The sequence below is a fragment of the Hyphomicrobium sp. genome, from assembly GCF_019753045.1.
In the GTDB taxonomy this organism is placed as follows: Bacteria; Pseudomonadota; Alphaproteobacteria; order Rhizobiales; family Hyphomicrobiaceae; genus Hyphomicrobium_B.
The window spans coordinates 149,524-166,091 of record NZ_JAIELN010000010.1; the positions used below are offsets into that span (position 1 = coordinate 149,524).

General features: G+C 60.6%; 21 protein-coding genes. 6 read left to right on the forward strand and 15 right to left on the reverse strand.

Features of this window, described 5'->3' with window-relative positions; genetic code table 11:
- Positions 1-15: 15 nt before the first annotated feature.
- Positions 16-327: a hypothetical protein gene (locus K2Q04_RS12985; protein WP_291164351.1), complete on the reverse strand. Its 312-nt coding sequence runs from the start codon at positions 325-327 to the stop codon at positions 16-18.
- Positions 328-483: 156 nt separating this feature from the next.
- Between K2Q04_RS12985 and hisF the strand changes: the two genes are divergently transcribed.
- The gene (gene hisF, locus K2Q04_RS12990; protein WP_291164355.1) at positions 484-1,260 is read left to right on the forward strand and encodes an imidazole glycerol phosphate synthase subunit HisF; all 777 of its coding nucleotides are present in this window, start codon (positions 484-486) and stop codon (positions 1,258-1,260) included.
- A 7-nt stretch (positions 1,261-1,267) separates the two neighbouring features.
- Positions 1,268-1,549: a tetratricopeptide repeat protein gene (locus K2Q04_RS22230; RefSeq protein ID WP_366935754.1), complete on the forward strand. Its 282-nt coding sequence runs from the start codon at positions 1,268-1,270 to the stop codon at positions 1,547-1,549.
- Here K2Q04_RS22230 and nth read toward each other — a convergent pair.
- Complete coding sequence (gene nth / locus K2Q04_RS12995) at positions 1,542-2,309, reverse strand: endonuclease III (RefSeq protein WP_291164358.1); 768 nt, start codon at positions 2,307-2,309, stop codon at positions 1,542-1,544. The genes K2Q04_RS22230 and nth overlap by 8 nt on opposite strands.
- 75 nt (positions 2,310-2,384) lie before the next feature.
- Between nth and K2Q04_RS13000 the strand changes: the two genes are divergently transcribed.
- Positions 2,385-2,882 (forward strand): DUF2244 domain-containing protein, encoded by a 498-nt coding sequence (locus K2Q04_RS13000; protein WP_291164361.1) that lies wholly within the window; start codon positions 2,385-2,387, stop codon positions 2,880-2,882.
- An 8-nt stretch (positions 2,883-2,890) separates the two neighbouring features.
- Here the strand turns inward: K2Q04_RS13000 and K2Q04_RS13005 are convergent, their stop codons facing one another.
- The 8 genes from K2Q04_RS13005 to K2Q04_RS13040 form a co-directional block, all read right to left on the reverse strand.
- Positions 2,891-3,643: a sulfite exporter TauE/SafE family protein gene (locus tag K2Q04_RS13005; protein ID WP_291164364.1), complete on the reverse strand. Its 753-nt coding sequence runs from the start codon at positions 3,641-3,643 to the stop codon at positions 2,891-2,893.
- A gap of 15 nt (positions 3,644-3,658) precedes the next feature.
- Positions 3,659-3,871 carry a hypothetical protein gene (locus tag K2Q04_RS13010; RefSeq protein WP_291164367.1) on the reverse strand — a complete coding sequence of 71 codons (213 nt, stop codon included), beginning with the start codon at positions 3,869-3,871 and terminating at the stop codon, positions 3,659-3,661.
- Between the two features lie 17 nt (positions 3,872-3,888).
- Positions 3,889-4,284: a VOC family protein gene (locus K2Q04_RS13015; protein WP_291164370.1), complete on the reverse strand. Its 396-nt coding sequence runs from the start codon at positions 4,282-4,284 to the stop codon at positions 3,889-3,891.
- 17 nt (positions 4,285-4,301) lie between these two features.
- Positions 4,302-4,910: a 3-isopropylmalate dehydratase small subunit gene (leuD, locus tag K2Q04_RS13020; protein ID WP_291164373.1), complete on the reverse strand. Its 609-nt coding sequence runs from the start codon at positions 4,908-4,910 to the stop codon at positions 4,302-4,304.
- Between the two features lie 33 nt (positions 4,911-4,943).
- Positions 4,944-5,375: a hypothetical protein gene (locus tag K2Q04_RS13025; RefSeq protein ID WP_291164376.1), complete on the reverse strand. Its 432-nt coding sequence runs from the start codon at positions 5,373-5,375 to the stop codon at positions 4,944-4,946.
- 239 nt (positions 5,376-5,614) lie between these two features.
- Positions 5,615-6,145 (reverse strand): hypothetical protein, encoded by a 531-nt coding sequence (locus tag K2Q04_RS13030; protein ID WP_291164378.1) that lies wholly within the window; start codon positions 6,143-6,145, stop codon positions 5,615-5,617.
- 169 nt (positions 6,146-6,314) lie between these two features.
- Positions 6,315-6,725 carry a metallopeptidase family protein gene (locus tag K2Q04_RS13035; protein WP_291164381.1) on the reverse strand — a complete coding sequence of 137 codons (411 nt, stop codon included), beginning with the start codon at positions 6,723-6,725 and terminating at the stop codon, positions 6,315-6,317.
- Positions 6,726-6,783: 58 nt separating this feature from the next.
- On the reverse strand, positions 6,784-7,605 hold the full coding sequence (locus K2Q04_RS13040; protein ID WP_291164384.1) for a class I SAM-dependent methyltransferase: 822 nt from the start codon (positions 7,603-7,605) through the stop codon (positions 6,784-6,786).
- A 170-nt stretch (positions 7,606-7,775) separates the two neighbouring features.
- On the opposite strand from K2Q04_RS13040, the gene K2Q04_RS13045 reads away from it, so the two are divergent.
- Positions 7,776-8,537, forward strand: a complete 762-nt coding sequence (locus K2Q04_RS13045; protein ID WP_291164387.1) for an acyl-homoserine-lactone synthase — start codon at positions 7,776-7,778, stop codon at positions 8,535-8,537.
- A 61-nt stretch (positions 8,538-8,598) separates the two neighbouring features.
- Here K2Q04_RS13045 and leuC read toward each other — a convergent pair whose 3' ends face one another.
- The 3 genes from leuC to trxB all read right to left on the reverse strand — a co-directional run bounded on the left by leuC (position 8,599) and on the right by trxB (position 12,171).
- Positions 8,599-10,002 (reverse strand): 3-isopropylmalate dehydratase large subunit, encoded by a 1,404-nt coding sequence (gene leuC / locus K2Q04_RS13050; RefSeq protein ID WP_291164390.1) that lies wholly within the window; start codon positions 10,000-10,002, stop codon positions 8,599-8,601.
- 157 nt (positions 10,003-10,159) lie between these two features.
- Positions 10,160-11,053, reverse strand: a complete 894-nt coding sequence (locus K2Q04_RS13055) for a LysR family transcriptional regulator (protein WP_291164393.1) — start codon at positions 11,051-11,053, stop codon at positions 10,160-10,162.
- Positions 11,054-11,202: 149 nt separating this feature from the next.
- The gene (gene trxB / locus K2Q04_RS13060) at positions 11,203-12,171 is read right to left on the reverse strand and encodes a thioredoxin-disulfide reductase (protein WP_291164396.1); all 969 of its coding nucleotides are present in this window, start codon (positions 12,169-12,171) and stop codon (positions 11,203-11,205) included.
- A 200-nt stretch (positions 12,172-12,371) separates the two neighbouring features.
- Between trxB and K2Q04_RS13065 the strand changes: the two genes are divergently transcribed.
- A complete protein-coding gene (locus tag K2Q04_RS13065) occupies positions 12,372-13,640 on the forward strand; it encodes an MFS transporter (RefSeq protein ID WP_291164399.1) in 1,269 nt (422 codons plus the stop codon).
- Positions 13,641-13,812: 172 nt separating this feature from the next.
- Positions 13,813-14,844: a linear amide C-N hydrolase gene (locus K2Q04_RS13070; protein WP_291164539.1), complete on the forward strand. Its 1,032-nt coding sequence runs from the start codon at positions 13,813-13,815 to the stop codon at positions 14,842-14,844.
- Between the two features lie 72 nt (positions 14,845-14,916).
- Here the strand turns inward: K2Q04_RS13070 and radC are convergent, their stop codons facing one another.
- Together radC and map are read right to left on the reverse strand one after the other, a co-directional pair.
- The gene (radC, locus tag K2Q04_RS13075) at positions 14,917-15,696 is read right to left on the reverse strand and encodes a DNA repair protein RadC (RefSeq protein ID WP_291164402.1); all 780 of its coding nucleotides are present in this window, start codon (positions 15,694-15,696) and stop codon (positions 14,917-14,919) included.
- A 14-nt stretch (positions 15,697-15,710) separates the two neighbouring features.
- Positions 15,711-16,544, reverse strand: coding sequence for a type I methionyl aminopeptidase (map, locus tag K2Q04_RS13080; RefSeq protein ID WP_291164405.1), 834 nt, complete (start codon positions 16,542-16,544; stop codon positions 15,711-15,713).
- Between the last annotated feature and the right edge of the window lie 24 nt (positions 16,545-16,568).

The window sequence follows — 16,568 nt, forward strand, 5'->3', positions numbered from 1 at the left end:
AGAGCGTTTAAGTTTTCACATCGAAATGTTGGGCTCACGGCGCTTTGCACTGGCGAAGCGGGTCTCGACGGTTCCGAGCCACTCGGTCAACGCCTTTTCGAGCGCATCGGTCTGAGCGGACGCCTTGCTGTGCTGGAGCTCGGTTACGGTGCCCTCGGTGTCCAGAGAACCCCGGATTGCGTCGTGCTGATCGATAAAGTTGGTCAGCGCGTCGCCCTGGTCGCCGATGAAGCCGTGGGCCTCGAGCTGGGTCCTGGCCTGGGCAATGCGATCCTGCACCGCGTCGAGACGGGCGCGAAGGTTCTTAGGGGCAAATTCGTCGACCATTAATTTCAGTTCCTTGAAAGCTAGCGCGCAACCGCACGTGACAGCTTAACTGCCAGATCAATCCAAAGTTCCAGGCGGTTCGGTTAAAATTCTCGACGCCGTCTCACGCTCCGTGATACTTGGCGGCGCTGACAGCAGAAAGAAAACTTTGCCAATATGCTGAAAATCCGGATCATTCCATGCCTCGACGTCAAGGACGGCCGCGTCGTCAAAGGGGTTAATTTCGTCGACCTCATCGATGCCGGAGATCCGGTCGAGGCGGCGGCGGCTTACGATGCCGCGGGCGCGGATGAACTCTGTTTTCTCGACATCACGGCAAGCCACGAGAACCGGGATACGATTTTCGATGTCGTCGAACGCACCGCCAACCGGTGCTTCATGCCGCTGACGGTCGGCGGCGGCGTTCGCACGGTCGAGGATATTCGCAAACTGCTCGAAGCGGGTGCGGACAAGGTCTCGATCAATACGGCAGCCGTCGACAATCGCGCCTTCGTCAAGGAAGCGAGCGAGAAGTTCGGCGCGCAGTGCATTGTCGTGGCGATCGACGCGAAGAAGGTTTCTGCCGAGGGCGAGACGCCGCGCTGGGAGATCTTCACGCACGGCGGCCGTAAGGCGACGGGGCTGGACGCTGTCGCCTATGCGCGCGAGGTCGCCGAACTCGGGGCGGGCGAAATTCTGCTCACGTCAATGGATCGCGACGGCACGAAGGCCGGTTTCGACGTGGCGCTGACGCGCGCGATTGCGGATGCCGTTACGATCCCCGTCATCGCTTCGGGTGGCGTCGGCACGCTGCAGCATCTGGTCGATGGCGTCGAGAAGGGTCACGCCAGCGCAGTGCTCGCCGCGTCGATCTTCCACTTCGGCACGTATTCGATCCCCGAGGCGAAAGACTACATGGCCAAGGCCGGCCTCGCGATGCGGCTGGATACATGAAATCTGAATGATTGATCCTATCAGAACCCTAGAACGCGAGGCTTTCGATGCGCAAAAGCGGGGAGATCTTATGCTCGCCGCTGATTGCTGGCTACGCATCCTAAGTGCTCATGACAATTGGGAGCACGGCTACGCGCACTATAATCTCGCGAACTGCTATACGAGTCTCGGCAGACTTGACGACGCGGAGAGCGAGTATCGCAATGCGATACGCATAGCGCCGAACGACGCGCTCTTTGCTGAGGCGCTTTCCTCCCTACAGGCCGCAAGAAGAGATGGTCTTATTTAGCCGTAGGCGCAGGCGTCTTGTCCGGGAAGAGGCAGAGGTCGTTGACGATGCAGCGCCAGCATTCGGGTTTGCGGGCCTTGCAGACGTAGCGGCCGTGCAGGATTAGCCAATGGTGCGCGTGCATCAGATATTCGGGCGGGACGACGCGCAGCAAATCTTCTTCGACGGCGAGCGGCGTCGTTCCGTGCGACAAGCCGATGCGATTGGCGACGCGAAAGACGTGCGTGTCGACGGCGATCGTCGGGTGTTGAAACGCGATGTTCATCACGACGTTCGCGGTCTTGCGGCCGACGCCGGGTAACGATTCCAAGATGCCGCTGTCGGCCGGAACCTCTCCCCCGAAATCATCGACGAGCCGTTGCGAGAGCCCGATGACGTTCTTTGCCTTGGCCCGATAGAGGCCGATGGTCTTTATGTAGTCGCGGACCTTCTCCTCGCCCAATGCCAGCATCTTCTCCGGCGTGTCGGCGGCTTTGAACAGCGCGCGCGTCGCTTTGTTGACGCCTGCATCGGTCGCCTGTGCCGAAAGGACCACTGCAACCAAGAGCGTATACGGATTAATATGCTCAAGCTCGCCCTTGGGTTCGGGGTTTGCGGCGTGAAAACGCCGGAAAACCTCGCGAATTTTCGCTTCGCTCAAGAGGCTTGGCTTGGCGCTTTTCTTGGTGCCTCCCCCTTTAGCTGCCGACTTTCTAGGCTTGCCTTTTGAAACGGAACTTCGGATGCTTGCTGATCTTATGTCAGAGGACGCTTTGGCCATCAGAACTCCGTTTCGTTGATGCGCAGCGCCCTTGGGAAAATCACGCGAGAGACGTACGACGGGCAGTGTTGCGAAATGATCGATAATCGATCCGAAAATCAATCCTCGAAAGAGGCGCAGTTCGTGCTTCATCCGCACCGGTCGCTGCCGCCAAGCGGTTTCGTGATCATGATGGTGCTGATCAGTCTCGTCAGTTTCATCGTCGGCATGGTCTTCTTCCTCATGGGGGCGTGGCCGGTCTTCGGATTTTTCGGGCTCGACGTGGCGTTGATCTATTGGGCGTTCAAGCTCAACTACCGTGCGGGCCGCCTTTACGAGACGGTGACGCTATCGCCGGAGCTTCTGAAGCTGACGCGGGTGTATCCATCGGGGAAGCGCGAGGAGTTCGATTTCAATCCCTATTGGGCGCGCGTTCGCTGTATTGTCGACCGGCCTGACGGACGGACGTCGCTGCACCTCGTGGCGCAAGGCAAGGACATCCTGTTCGGACAATTCCTGACGGATGATGAGCGGCGCACTTTTGCCGATGCGCTCTCGGGTGCGCTCGTCGCGACACGGGGCTCGCAATTCTAGAACTCTCGTTACACGAAGACCATTCGAACGCCCGCCGCCAGCAGAAGGCCGGCGAGAATGTAGCGCAATGTCTTCGGCTGCAGGAATTGGATGCCGAGGCTGGAGCCGAGCAGTCCACCTATTCCGACCGCGATCATCCACCAGGGCAGCTGTTCGGGCATTGCGGGGATCACCGTCCAAATCGCGGCGAGCGCTGCGGCGGAGTTCAAGAGATTGAAGACAGCGGAAACGCCGGCCGCCTGTCGCGTGCCGATCCAGCCGAAAGCGAGCACAAGGGGGCTAAGAAATATGCCGCCGCCGACTCCCGTCATGCCCGAGACGTATCCGACAATCGCTCCGACTAGGAGCGACGGCCCGAATGGCGGCGTGGCTGAGGCGGTCTGATCGATCTCGGCGGCGCGTGCAGCCGAACGAAGCATCAAAGCGCTTGCGGCGATCAATAACGCTCCGACGACGGGCTGATAGAGGCGATGCGGCAAGTCGCTGATGCCGCCGAGAACCGAGAACGGCGCGCCGAGGATGGCGAAGGGATAGAAGCTTCGCCACGTCAGCAGTCGTGCGCGGGCAAATCTCACGCAGCCGATGGCAGCGACGATGACGTTCAGCGCGAGGGCGGTGGGTTTGATGACCTCTGGGCCGTAGCCTGCGAGGCCCATGATTGCGATGTAACCGGTGCCGCCTGCCTGTCCTACGGATGCGTAGAGCGCGGCCACAATCGCGAAGACGAGGGGTAGCAGCGCATGCTCGAAGGTGAGGGCCATGCGCTTTGGTGGCCGCTAATCGTTCAGCATCGTCAAAGCGGCGCGGCGGTCACCGGGCTTCAGCCGCAGGAATTGCGTGCGCGCGGCCTTGATGTCTTTTTCCGCCCCGCTCTCGGATGCGGCCTTCAGGGCTTTCGTTGCCGCATGATCGGCGCCGACGAGGAAAGACAGCGCGCCAGCAAGGCGACCCATCACGGCCGCGTCGAACTTGAAGTCGTCATCGGCCATGATCGTCGAGACCCCGGTTATTGAAAGCGTCCGCCGCGCTGAAGGACCTCAATCTTGTAGCCGTCCGGATCTTCGACGAAGAAGAACGTGCCGAACGGTTTGCCTTCGAAGTTCATCGTCTTGATGTCTTTCGGCTGGTAGCCGGCGGCTGCGATCCGCTTGTGGTCCGCTTCGAGATCACCGGTGACGAATGCGAGATGGCCGTAGCCGTCGCCCAGATTGTAAGGCTCTGTGCGGCCTTTGTTGACGGTCAGCTCAACCTCGAAATCGGTCTCGAGGTTCTTCATGTAGATGAGCGTGAAGTCAGGCCATTCCTTCCGGTCTTCAACCTTGAGGCCGAAGCACGCCTCATAGAATCTCACCGAGCGGGCCTCGTCGAGTACGCGGATCATCATGTGGATGGTTTTGGCCATCTCGGTTGTTCCTCAGTTCAGAGCCAGGGGCGCGTTGAGGCGGTCGACGTTTCGAATGACGAGATCTGCTTACCCTTCTCGAGCGTCAGGCCGATGTTATCGAGTCCGTTCAAGAGGCAATGCTTGCGGAACGGATCGATTTCGAACTTGATGACGCCGCCGTCGGGACCGCTGATTTCCTGCTTCTCGAGATCGATGGTGATCTTCGCGTTGGCGCCGCGGTTGGCGTCGTCCATCAGTTTGTCGACGTCGCTCTGCGGCAGCTTGATCGGCAGGATGCCGTTCTGGAAGCAGTTGTTGTAGAAGATGTCGGCGAAGTCGGTTGCGATCACGCAGCGGATGCCGAAATCCAGCAATGCCCAGGGTGCGTGTTCGCGCGACGAACCGCAGCCGAAGTTATCGCCAGCAACGAGGATCGTCGCGTCGCGGTACTGCGGCTTGTTCAGGACGAAATCCGGAATTTCCTTACCGGTCTCCGGATCGTAGCGCATTTCGTAGAACAGCGACTTGCCGAGGCCCGTGCGCTTGATCGTTTTCAGGAACTGCTTCGGGATGATCATGTCGGTGTCGACGTTGCGGATCGGCAGGGGTGCCGCGACGCCAGTCAGAACCGTGAATTTGTCCATGCTTACGTAGGTCTCCGCTTAAGTCTCGGGGTGTCAGGCGCGCAACGTATCCGCAAGCGCCCGGAAATAGCCTTCGGCCGAGGCGAGACGCCGGGCGTGCCGGAAAGCACCGAACTCCCGGATGGCGGCCTCGAGATCGAAGGGCTGCAAATGTTCTAGGCGTCGTTTAACGCCAGCGCGCTTACGCCCGTCAAGATGATCTTCAAGCGTCGCCACAATCGTCTCGACGTAGCCGGCGATGCGCCCGAGTTCACGGGTGGCCGAAAGTAGCGCTGGGCGGTCGTTTGGGTAAACTTCCAATGTCGCAAGGTTCGCGGCCGCCCGGGCGAGGGTCGCCGCCACTTCCTCGGCGTAAAGTGCGACCTTCTCGCGCCGAAGGACGTCGAGCCGTGCCGCCAGCGCTAACCAACGGTTAACGGTTCGGGCAAGCTCGGAAAGGCGCTCAGTATATTCGGCAAGCCGCATTGCAGATCCTCGGGTCGGCGGATCTGCAATTTTAAGGGGCGGGCGACGCGCGGGGATAAGTTTCTTCGATTGAGGTAGATGGTCCAACCCCTAACGTCATCCCGGCGAAGGCCGGGATCTGTCCAGGCCCAGGGTTTGGCGCACACTTGAAACTTGGACGGATCCCCGCCTACGCGGGGATGACGATGCTGAGAGTGACGGGGCGGGATTAGGCAGCGATGGCTTCGACCCAACCCGCTTCAGCGGATATTCGGGTCCTCGTAGCACTTGCGCATGTACTCGCAGCGATAGGAGCCGGAGAAATGCATGCTGTCGCCCTTCGCGGGGGTGATGAAGGTGCAGATCTCTTCGAGACCGTCAGGCTTCAACCATCCCTGGCGGCGGCCGCGCTGGACGGCGAAACAGTCTGCCGTTTCCTCATCGGGGCCGCGGAACTGGTGGCCGCATTCGTGCGCATAGATCCATTGCTTGACCGGCGTCGAGACGCGATCGAGCAATTTGGGGTTCATGATGAGAAAGCCCGGATAAGCAGCGCCGTAATCGTCGAGCTTGTTGTCGATCACGGTCGGCCGCTGGCCGCAGTATTGCGTACGGCCGTCGAGCTTGAATTCGCCGGGCGCGACGAGATGGCTGTCACCGCCGACTGTCGAGATGTACTGCTCGGGCGTCGGGATGCCATCGCGTATGGGCGTCGTGGTGTCTTGGGCGTACACGGCAGGGGCGTAGGCGAACGGCGGCAACGCCAGCGATAAAACCGAAGTTACACCCAAGACGAATCCGTGAATGAATCGTCGCACTCTCATACGTCCATGCTTTCAGAAGAGCCCCGCCTGCCCGCTCGGCCTGCCACTACAACATGGCCCGAAATTTCTCTCGGCTCAAGCTGCGGTATCTTGTGACACAAAGGGAGTTAAGCCGGTGTGACTTCCGGCCACGGGCTCAGTCTGAGACCCGTTCCTCGATCTGCTCCATGTCGTCGTCGGAAAAGCCGAAATGATGGCCAATCTCGTGTATCAGCACATGGGCGACGAGATGGCCGAGCTCTTCCTCGCCGGAGGCCCATTCGTCGAGGATGGCGCGGCGGTAGAGAATAACCATGTCGGGCTCGCGGGTTTCGGGCGTCGCGCCCTGCCGGTCAAGGCTCACGCCGTGGTAAAGGCCGGTCAGCTCGAACGGATCGTCGATGTCCATTTCGTCGAGGAGATCGTCGGACGCCAAGTCCTCGATGCGAATCACGACATCGCCGGCCATCGAGCGGAACTCGGACGGCAGTGAATTCCATGCCGCCTGCGCAAGCGCTTCGAAATCAGCCAGCGTTGGCGGTGTCGCGTGATTCCAATCTGTCGACATTGAGCGCACTCCCGGAGTTGAGTGCAGGAGATAAGTCCGGTTGGACCAAATAGGAAGGCTATTCGGTTCGATCTGTCCGATCGGCCACAAGGAGCAGTTCTTGCAGCGTGAAATGCAAGGCACCGTTCTCGTCGAGCCGCGGCTTCAGAAATGATCGCAAGTGTGCCGGGCCCGAGTCCAAAATACGCTTCAGCTCGGAAATGACCGCGGGCGTACAGCGCATGCGGGAGACCCAAGGATCGAAGTCGAGTTCTTTTTCGATCTGTTCCTCAGCCACAATCGCTAATCCGGCGTTGCGCACGAGATCGAGCCAATATTCGGGTGGCGGCGCAAAACCGTGACTCGGATCGCGCAATTTCTCGAAGGCATTGTAGGCGGAGATCGCGTCGTCGATGTCGTCGTCGGTCGCGCCCGGCAGGCGCTCCTGGTCGGGCGCGACGTTGTCGACGAGGGCGAAGCGTCCGCCCTTTTTCAAAACGCGGCGAACTTCGGCGACGAACTTTTCGAGATCCGGGAAGTGATGTGCCGCCAAGCGACAGCAAACGAGATCGAAGCTTTCATTCGGGAACGGTAACGCGCCGGCCGATGCCGTCGCCGTCGACATATTCGCGAGCCCTCGCGCCGTTGCGAGTTTCGCGGCTTCTTTCAGCATCTCATCGGTGATGTCGCTCGCGATGACGGTCGCGACATGGGGCGCGAAGACGGCGGCCGTATGCCCGGCGCCCGTCGCAACATCGAGGGCAACCCAAGTTTTTTGCGGTGCCGCAAGCTCGACGATCCGAGCGAGGCTTTCGCCTTTCGCATGCACCTCGGATGTCGCGTAGTCGGCCGCGGCCGCACCGAACTTCGAGCGGACGACGGCATCCGAATCCCTGGTCACGTGGCACCTCTGCATCAGTATCGAAAACGTTTTTGTGTCCGTAGGGTAACTAGGAAATCTTAATGCAACAAAAGAACAAATGCCGCGTTGTTGTCGGCTAAAAGCCTCCTATCTCTCCGCGAACTTTCTATTCGCATAGCTCACTGCCCGCCAATTCGAGAATTCCATATATGTCGATACCGCTGTCGTTTCGCCCCCGGCAAGACACTCTGCCGCCCGATGAGGGATCTTGGCATGGCGACACGCAAAGTTTCGAGCTCAAGGTGTTGTCGAAGGAAAGCGACGTCAGCGATGCGACGGCGCTTCGGCTGCGGGCCTATCAGGCGATCGGCTACGACGTCTCGAGCGACAACGGGAAATATACCGACAGGTTCGATGCGCTTCCGACCACGGTGCTGCTCGGCGCCTACGATCACGGCCGTCTCGTCGGCAGCGTAAGACTTTGCTTCAATCATCCGTGGCAGACGGTTTCGTCGTTGCCATGCGGTCCCTATTATCCCGCGCTGAAAGAGATCAAAAGCAAAGTTGATGGCGCGCTCGTCGAAGTCTCGCGCCTTTCCATCGAGCCGGGCATCAACAACACGTCATACCGGACGACGCTCTACGCTTTTCTCGTGCGCGCGGCGCTGACAGCGGCGCAGGCAGCTGAGGTTTCGATGCTGCTGATCGCGACGCGGCCCGACTGGGTGAAGTTCTATAAATATATGCTGGGCTTCCAGCCGATCGGCGAACCCGCTTTTTATCCGCCGGGCGATTTCAAGATCACGCTGTTGGGCGGGAGCTTGAAACTGGCCGAGAAGCGCCAGAAGCTGCAGAACCGCTTCTTCAAGATTACGCCGGAAGAGGTCGCCAGCATGCGGGTTGCTATTCAACCCGCGCTTGCCGCTTCGGCCGTTCGGGACGACGACGATAAGGTGGCAGTTACGGGGTAATCGGCGTTCGATCTATTGGATCGACGCAAATGATGGCAGGCCGTTTGGCCTGCCAATTTTTTTACTGCCAGTTTCTCACGTCGACGAAGTGGCCTTCGAGCGCTGCAGCTGCCGCCATGATCGGCGAGACGAGGTGCGTGCGGCCCTTGTAGCCCTGGCGGCCTTCGAAGTTACGGTTCGACGTCGAGGCGCAACGCTGGCCCGGCTTCAGCTGATCCGGGTTCATGCCGAGGCACATCGAGCAGCCCGGTTCGCGCCATTCGAATCCGGCATCCTTGAAGATCTTGTCGAGGCCTTCGGCTTCCGCCTGCTCTTTAACGAGGCCCGATCCCGGAACGATCATCGCGTAGGCGAGGCGCGAAGAGATTTTCTTGCCGTCGACAACCTTGGCAACAGCGCGCAGGTCTTCGATGCGGCCGTTCGTGCAGCTTCCGATCCACACGACGTCGAGCGCGATATCGGTGATCTTCGTGCCGGGCGTCAGGCCCATGTATTCGAGCGCGCGCTGCATCGAGTTGCGCTTGTTCTCGTCGTGCACGTCGGCGGGATTGGGAACAGAGGACGCAACCGACGTCACGTCCTCAGGGCTCGTGCCCCAGGAAACGATCGGCGGCAGCTTCGCGGCGTCGAGGCGAACTTCGCGATCGAAGTGCGCGCCTTCATCCGTACGCAGCGTTTCCCAGTATTTCATCGCCATGTCCCAAGCTGCGCCTTTGGGCGCCTTGGGCCGATCCTTGAGGAAAGCGAAGGTTTTCTCGTCGGGCGCGATCATGCCGGCGCGGGCGCCGCCTTCGATCGACATGTTGCAGACCGTCATCCGGCCTTCCATCGACAGCGCGCGAATGGCTTCGCCCGCGTACTCGATGACTGAGCCGGTGCCGCCTGCGGTGCCGATCTCGCCGATGATCGCCAAGGTGATGTCCTTGGCGCCGACGCCGTGCGGGGCGACGCCGTCGACCGTCACGCGCATATTCTTGGCTTTTTTCTGGATCAGCGTCTGGGTGGCGAGCACGTGCTCAACCTCGGACGTGCCGATGCCGTGGGCCAATGCGCCGAACGCGCCATGCGTCGAGGTGTGGCTGTCGCCGCAGACGATCGTGGTGCCGGGAAGGGTGAAGCCCTGCTCCGGACCGACGACGTGAACGATGCCCTGGCGCTTGTCGAGTTCGTTGAAGTACTGGATCCCGAAGTCGCGGGCGTTTGCCGCCAAGGTCTCGACCTGGACGCGGCTTTGCTCATCGGCGATGCCTTTGGAGCGGTCGGTGGTCGGGACGTTGTGATCGACGACGGCGAGCGTCTTTTCCGGAGCGCGAACCTTGCGGCCGGCCATGCGGAGGCCCTCGAAGGCCTGCGGGCTCGTGACTTCGTGGACAAGGTGGCGGTCGATATAGAGGAGGCTCGTTCCGTCCGGCGACTGTTCAACTACGTGATCGTCGAAGATTTTATCGTACAGCGTTTTTGCCATGACTTCGTTGAGCCTTTGGAGAACGGCGGATGATGATGAGCCGGTTAGATAGCGTCTGGCGCCGGTTTCCGCAAATCAGTGCTCGTCGCAGGTGCGATAAGCCGAGAAGGGCTCCGTAGCGCCAGCCGGATCGCGATTTAGACCATCGCGATTAACGTCAAGTGTTTCTATTTTTCGAGATCTTCGAGATCAGGAAGTCACGCAGCAGCTGGACTTTTTTCGAGGATTTGAGCTCTTCCGGGTAGGCGAAGACCATATTCAGCGAGGGCTGCTCGATATCCGTCAGCACGGGCACGAGGTCGGTTAGCTCCTCGGTCAGGTAATCCGGGATCATCCCGACGCCGATACCGGCGCGGATTGCATATTTGATCGCTACGACGCTGTTGACCCGGAGGGCCGCGTCGCGCGTGCCCGAGCCGTTGCGGCCCGCCGTCTCGATCCAAGACATGGCGTCGAGATGCTGGGCTGATGGCCCCGTGTAGCCGATGATGCGGTGCTGATCGAGGTCGGCGAGGCTTTTGGGCGCGCCGTATTTCCGGATGTATTGTGCGGATGCGAAGGCGCGGACACGGCTTTCGAACAGGGGCCGGCGGATGAGGTCGGCCTGCTCAGGTTCGCGGGTCCAGATGGCCGCGTCGGCGGCACGCATGCCGATATCGACCTGATCGTCGTTGAGGATCAGTTCGACGCGGATATCGGGATAGAGTTCGCCAAACTCGCGAAGGCGCGGCGTCAACCACATCGTGCCAAAGCCGATCGGCGCCGTAATCCTGAGGTCGCCGGCCGGCTTCGTCGTGGAATCGGACAGTAGTGTCTCGGCCGTCTGGAGCTTTGCAAAGACCTCTGCGACCGTCCGGTTCAGAAGCTCGCCCTGCTCGGTGAGCACGAGACCGCGCGCATGGCGGTGAAACAGGGTGACGCGAAGGTTTGCTTCGAGGGCCGAAATCTGCCGGCTGACGGCCGATTGGCTCATGTGGAGCTGTTCGCCCGCATGGGTGAAACTGCCAGCCTCAGCGGCCGCATGGAAGATGCGAAGCTTATCCCAATCCATTGTGGAAGCCTGCGAATGCAGTTGATGGGCCATAGCATTTAGCTATGCACTGGACGCAATGCAACCCGTGCATGGCGGAATAGCAACAGGACGTGTTGGCCGAGTGCCGTCTTGTCGCGCTATTCAGCGTTTCAAATGGCGCCCGGATCCTATTCGGCGGCGTCGGCCTGGTCCTCGACCTGGGCCAGATAGCGTTCCGCTTCGAGTGCGGCCATGCAACCCATGCCGGCGGCAGTCACGGCCTGGCGGAAGACCTCGTCCTTGACGTCGCCTGCGGCGAACACGCCGGGAATTGACGTCGCGGTCGAGTCCGGCGCCGTGATCAGATAGCCCGACGGGGTCGTCTCGAGCTGCCCTTTGAAGAGCTCGGTCGCAGGCGCGTGGCCGATGGCGACGAAAACGCCGTCGGTCGGAAGTTCCGACGTCATCCCGGTCTTGAGATTTTTGAGGACGATGCCCGTCACCGATTTCGGCGAATGGGTGCCGACGATTTCCTCGACGACGCTATCCCAGATGACATCGACCTTCGGGTTCTTGAACAGCCGCTCTTGCAGAATTTTTTCTGCACGCAGGAAATCACGGCGATGGACAAGCGTCACCTTGCTCGCGAAGTTTGTAAGAAAGATCGCTTCTTCGACGGCCGTATTGCCGCCGCCGACGACGACCACTTCCTTGCCCTTGTAGAAAAAGCCGTCGCACGTCGCGCACGCCGATACGCCGTGGCCTTTGAAGTGCTCTTCGGAATGCAGCCCGAGCCAACGCGCCTGAGCGCCCGTCGCGATGATGAGCGCGTCGCATGTATAGGCGTCGCCGCTATCGCCTTCGAGACGGATGGGGCGCGTGCGAAGTTCGACCTTGTTGATGTGATCCATCACGATGTTCGTGCCGACGTGCTCGGCCTGCGCCTGCATCTGCTCCATCAGCCACGGACCCTGGATCGGATCAGCGAAGCCCGGATAGTTCTCGACGTCGGTCGTGATGGTCAGCTGACCGCCGGGCTGCGAACCTTGGATGAGGGTCGGCGCGAGCATGGCGCGGGCGGCGTAAACCGCAGCCGTATATCCGGCGGGGCCAGAGCCCAGGACTATCACCTTCGCGTGATGCGGTTTTTTTGTCATGCTCTCAAATCTCCGGCACGCTCGCGGTGCGGTCAGGGTTGCTAATTAGGGGGGCCATCGACCAATCGTCAATGTCGCTGGGCATGGCGTCCCCGTTACGAGCAGAACTGCGGCACTCCGGCGCGGCGCGTGCTAGATTCGTCGAAAAATGCGGAGGGAAAAGGCGCGTGCAAGACATAAAGGCCACGCCGGCGCTGAGCATGCCTCAGCGGATAAAGGCCATTCTGATCGGTTCGTCGGGCAATCTGGTCGAGTGGTACGATTTCTACGTTTACACGGCCTTTTCGCTCTATTTCGCCAAAGCGTTCTTCCCCGAGGGCAACCAGACCGCCCAGCTCTTGAACACGGCGGCGATCTTCGCTGTCGGCTTTCTGATGCGTCCGATCGGGGCTTGGTTTTTCGGCCGGATGGCCGACCGGCATGGACGCCGTGTGGCTCTGACGACTTCGGTGCTGCTGATGTGCTGCGGTTCGGCCCTCATCGCGGTGACGCCGGTCTATGCAACCATCGGTGTCGCGGCGCCGATCATTCTGCTTCTCTCGCGCATGATTCAGGGTCTCAGTCTCGGCGGCGAATACGGCACGAGCGCCACCTATCTTTCCGAGATGGCGACATCCGAGCGTCGCGGGTTCTATTCGAGCTTTCAGTATGTGACGCTGATCGGCGGGCAGCTGGCTGCCATGTCGGTGCTGATCGTGCTGCAAAGGTTTGTTCTGACGCCGGCTGAGCTCGAAGCGTGGGGCTGGCGAATTCCGTTCGCCATCGGAGCGTTTCTCGCCGTCATCGCGTTCGTGATGCGCCGCGATCTCGTCGAGACGGAGTCCTTCCGGCGCGCGAAGTCCCATGAGGGCTCGATAGCGGCGCTGATGAGGCACCCGCGGGAAGTCGCGATCGTCGTCGGGCTGACGCTTGGCGGCACGTTGGCGTTCTACACTTTCACGACGTACATGCAGAAATTCCTCGTCAACACGTCCGGTTTTTCGAAAGACACCGCGACGATGATCTCCGCGTCGGCGCTGTTGATCTACATGCTGCTGCAGCCGATCGTCGGTGCGCTGTCGGATATCGTCGGCCGTCGTCCCGTGCTGATCGCCTTCGGCGTGCTCGGATCGCTTTGCACCGTACCGATCCTCACCACACTGCAAACAGTGAACGAGCCATTACAGGCGTTCGCTCTGGTGATGGCGGGGCTCGCTATCGTCTCCTGTTACACGGCCATCAACGCGGTCGTTAAGGCCGAGCTTTTTCCGACATCCGTTCGGGCGCTGGGCGTCGGCCTGCCGTACGCGATCACGGTTGCGGTGTTCGGCGGCACGGCGGAATGGATTGCGCTGTGGCTAAAGCAGATGGGGAACGAGACATACTTCTACTGGTATGTGTCGGGCTGCATCGCCGTCTCGCTCTGCGTCTATTGGACGATGCGAGATACGCGTTACGACAGTGCGATCGACAAAGCGGGTGGGGCTTAAGACGATCCAGCCCAGATCAGGCGCAGGACCTTAAGACTCGCGTAACCATCGCGGCCGACGACGATATGCTCATGAACGGCGCTGCTCGATAAACTGGCCGCGGTCCCGCGTTTTCCAAATCCGATCTGGACATGTCATGAAAAAAATCAAGACATCACTTGTCAACGCCTGTATGGCGGGCGGCCTTGCCGGAGCCATGACCTTTACGCCAGCTGCAGATGCCTGCACCCGCCTCGTCTATCTTGGCGCCAACAATCTGAACATGACGGCCCGGTCCATGGATTGGAGCGAAGAGATCGGCACCAACTTATGGATTCTGCCGCGCGGCATGGAACGTAACGGCGCTGCGGGCCCGAATTCGGTGAAGTGGACTGCGAAATACGGCAGCGTCATCGCGACCGCCTATGACATCTCTACGACCGATGGAATGAACGAGGCGGGCCTCGTCGCCAATGTGCTGTGGCTGGCAGAGTCGCAGTATCCGGAATACGACGGCAAAACGCCGGGGCTCGCGATTTCGGCCTGGGCGCAATACGTGCTCGACCAGTTCGGGACGGTTGATGAAGCGGTGAAGCATCTGCAGTCCGAACCCTTCACCCTGGTGACCGACAAGGTGCCGGGGCAGGACCGTCTGGCCACGCTTCATCTGTCGATCTCGGACGCAAGCGGCGACAGCGCCATCATCGAATACCTCGACGGCAAGCAGATTATTCACCACGGTCGTGAGTTCCAAGTCATGACCAACTCGCCATCTTTCAAACAGCAGTTGGCGCTGAACGCATACTGGAAGGACATCGGCGGCACGGTGATGCTGCCGGGAACGAACCGCGCGGCGGACCGCTTCGCCCGCGCAGCGTTCTATGTGAATGCCATTCCGAGGTCAGAGGATACCCGCGAGGCGACCGCCAGCGTTTTCAGCGTTATCCGCAACGCCTCGGTGCCCTACGGCATCAGCACCCCAAACCAACCCAACATTGCCTCCACGCGCTGGCGCACCGTCGCTGACCAGAAGAACCTGACCTATTTCTTCGACTCGGCCCTGACCCCGAATGTGTTCTGGGTGAATTTCAGCAAGGTCGATTTCTCGAAGGAGACCGGCAAGGTGCGCAAGCTGGATTTGGGGCCGGATCAGCGCAATACCTATTCCGGCCCGGCCAATGACAGCTTCGTCGAGACAAAGCCGTTCAAGTTCCTCGGGCTCTGACGACAGGGCTTTGTTGCAGAAAAGGGAAGCGCTGGCGGGCTTGCCAGCGCTTTTTCCGTGTGCACGTCCGCTTCAAATCAACCGCAGCGCCTTCAGGCTCGCATGACCGTTGCGGCCGACGATGATGTGATCGTGCACGGCGACGCCGAGCGGGCGCGACGCTTCTATGATCTGCTTGGTCATGTCGATGTCGGCGCGTGATGGCGTCGGATCGCCAGACGGATGATTGTGCACGAGGATGATAGCGCTCGCCGAGAGCTCGAGGGCGCGCTTCACGACCTCACGCACGTAGACGGGCGTGTGATCGACCGTGCCGTGTCCCTGCACCTCGTCGGCGAGGAGCTGGTTCTTCTTGTCGAGAAACAGAATGCGGAATTGTTCGCGCGTTTCGAAGCCCTGCACGAGGCGCAAATAATCGAGCACGCCGTTCCAAGATGACAGCGCGGGCCGGGCGGCGATCTGACCTCGTGTCAGGCGCTCAGCCGCGGCCTTGATCAGCTTCAGTTCTTCGACGGCACGATCGCCGACGCCTTCCACTTCCTTCAGCCGGTTGGCGGGCGCCGAAACCACATCGGCGAACGAGCCGAATTTCGCGATCAGCCGCTTGGCGATCGGCTTCGTGTCGATCCGCGGAAAGGCGCGGAACAGGATCATTTCAAGAAGTTCGTAATCCGGTAGGGCGTCGGCGCCGCCGTTCTCAAAGCGCTCGCGCAGCCGGCGGCGATGGCCCACCTTGTCGTCCGCCGCCTTTGCGCCGGGTGCGCGTTTCACTTCGGTCTCGGGCGCGACGGAAAAAAAGGTCGTTTGCTCGGCAGCGCTTGTCTTGTCGCGAAATCCATCGGAGCGCGACATCGACATTCACTCCATCAAGCGGCGGCGCGAACGCCGTATGGCGGAAAATGATATCCGGCGGGACTTTCGGTGAAAATCTCGCAGCCGGTTTCGGTTACGCCGACCGTGTGCTCGAACTGGGCGGAAAGCTCGCGGTCACGCGTCACGGCGGTCCAACCGTCCGCCAGAATTTTCACGTGCGGCTTACCGAGGTTGATCATGGGCTCGATCGTGAACAGCATCCCCGGCTCAAGCACGGTGCCTTCGCCCGGCTCGCCGTAATGCAGGATGTTCGGGCGGTCGTGGAAGACGCGGCCGAGGCCGTGTCCGCAGAAGTCGCGGACGACGCTGCAGCGTTCGCCTTCGGCAAAGCGCTGAATTGCAGCGCCGATGTCGCCCGTGGTGTTTCCTGGCTTCACGACGGCGATGCCACGCATCAGGGATTCATACGTTACATGCATCAGGCGTTCGGCGCGGCGCGAAACATCGCCGATGGCATACATGCGGCTCGTGTCGCCGTGCCAGCCATCGACGATCAACGTGACGTCGATGTTGACGATGTCGCCCGACTTCAGGGGCTTGTCGTTGGGCATGCCGTGGCAGACGACGTGATTGATCGACGTGCACGTTGCGTAGCGATAGCCGCGATAATTGAGCGTCGCGGGGATAGCGCCGTTGTCGAGCGCGAAGGAGAGCACCAGTTCATCGATCGTCGCGGTCGTGACGCCCGGCTGGACGATGGGAACGAGCATATCGAGCGCTTCGGCTGCGAGCTTTCCAGCTTTGCGCATCGCGGCGAACGCTTCGGGACCGTGCAGCGGAATCTTGCCGTCGCGACTGGCCGTTTTCGATACTTCGATGTTGGACATATGACTCCACGCCACTTCGGACGG

What these genes read in the sequence shown, in the direction of transcription:
- K2Q04_RS12985 (WP_291164351.1), bottom strand. Translation starts at nt 327, where the DNA reads ATGGTCGACGAATTTGCCCCTAAGAACCTTCGCGCCCGTCTCGACGCG.
- hisF (WP_291164355.1), top strand. Translation starts at nt 484, where the DNA reads ATGCTGAAAATCCGGATCATTCCATGCCTCGACGTCAAGGACGGCCGC.
- K2Q04_RS22230 (WP_366935754.1), top strand. Translation starts at nt 1,268, where the DNA reads ATGATTGATCCTATCAGAACCCTAGAACGCGAGGCTTTCGATGCGCAA.
- nth (WP_291164358.1), bottom strand. Translation starts at nt 2,309, where the DNA reads ATGGCCAAAGCGTCCTCTGACATAAGATCAGCAAGCATCCGAAGTTCC.
- K2Q04_RS13000 (WP_291164361.1), top strand. Translation starts at nt 2,385, where the DNA reads ATGATCGATAATCGATCCGAAAATCAATCCTCGAAAGAGGCGCAGTTC.
- K2Q04_RS13005 (WP_291164364.1), bottom strand. Translation starts at nt 3,643, where the DNA reads ATGGCCCTCACCTTCGAGCATGCGCTGCTACCCCTCGTCTTCGCGATT.
- K2Q04_RS13010 (WP_291164367.1), bottom strand. Translation starts at nt 3,871, where the DNA reads ATGGCCGATGACGACTTCAAGTTCGACGCGGCCGTGATGGGTCGCCTT.
- K2Q04_RS13015 (WP_291164370.1), bottom strand. Translation starts at nt 4,284, where the DNA reads ATGGCCAAAACCATCCACATGATGATCCGCGTACTCGACGAGGCCCGC.
- leuD (WP_291164373.1), bottom strand. Translation starts at nt 4,910, where the DNA reads ATGGACAAATTCACGGTTCTGACTGGCGTCGCGGCACCCCTGCCGATC.
- K2Q04_RS13025 (WP_291164376.1), bottom strand. Translation starts at nt 5,375, where the DNA reads ATGCGGCTTGCCGAATATACTGAGCGCCTTTCCGAGCTTGCCCGAACC.
- K2Q04_RS13035 (WP_291164381.1), bottom strand. Translation starts at nt 6,725, where the DNA reads ATGTCGACAGATTGGAATCACGCGACACCGCCAACGCTGGCTGATTTC.
- K2Q04_RS13045 (WP_291164387.1), top strand. Translation starts at nt 7,776, where the DNA reads ATGTCGATACCGCTGTCGTTTCGCCCCCGGCAAGACACTCTGCCGCCC.
- leuC (WP_291164390.1), bottom strand. Translation starts at nt 10,002, where the DNA reads ATGGCAAAAACGCTGTACGATAAAATCTTCGACGATCACGTAGTTGAA.
- K2Q04_RS13055 (WP_291164393.1), bottom strand. Translation starts at nt 11,053, where the DNA reads ATGGATTGGGATAAGCTTCGCATCTTCCATGCGGCCGCTGAGGCTGGC.
- trxB (WP_291164396.1), bottom strand. Translation starts at nt 12,171, where the DNA reads ATGACAAAAAAACCGCATCACGCGAAGGTGATAGTCCTGGGCTCTGGC.
- K2Q04_RS13065 (WP_291164399.1), top strand. Translation starts at nt 12,372, where the DNA reads ATGCCTCAGCGGATAAAGGCCATTCTGATCGGTTCGTCGGGCAATCTG.
- K2Q04_RS13070 (WP_291164539.1), top strand. Translation starts at nt 13,813, where the DNA reads ATGGCGGGCGGCCTTGCCGGAGCCATGACCTTTACGCCAGCTGCAGAT.
- radC (WP_291164402.1), bottom strand. Translation starts at nt 15,696, where the DNA reads ATGTCGCGCTCCGATGGATTTCGCGACAAGACAAGCGCTGCCGAGCAA.
- map (WP_291164405.1), bottom strand. Translation starts at nt 16,544, where the DNA reads ATGTCCAACATCGAAGTATCGAAAACGGCCAGTCGCGACGGCAAGATT.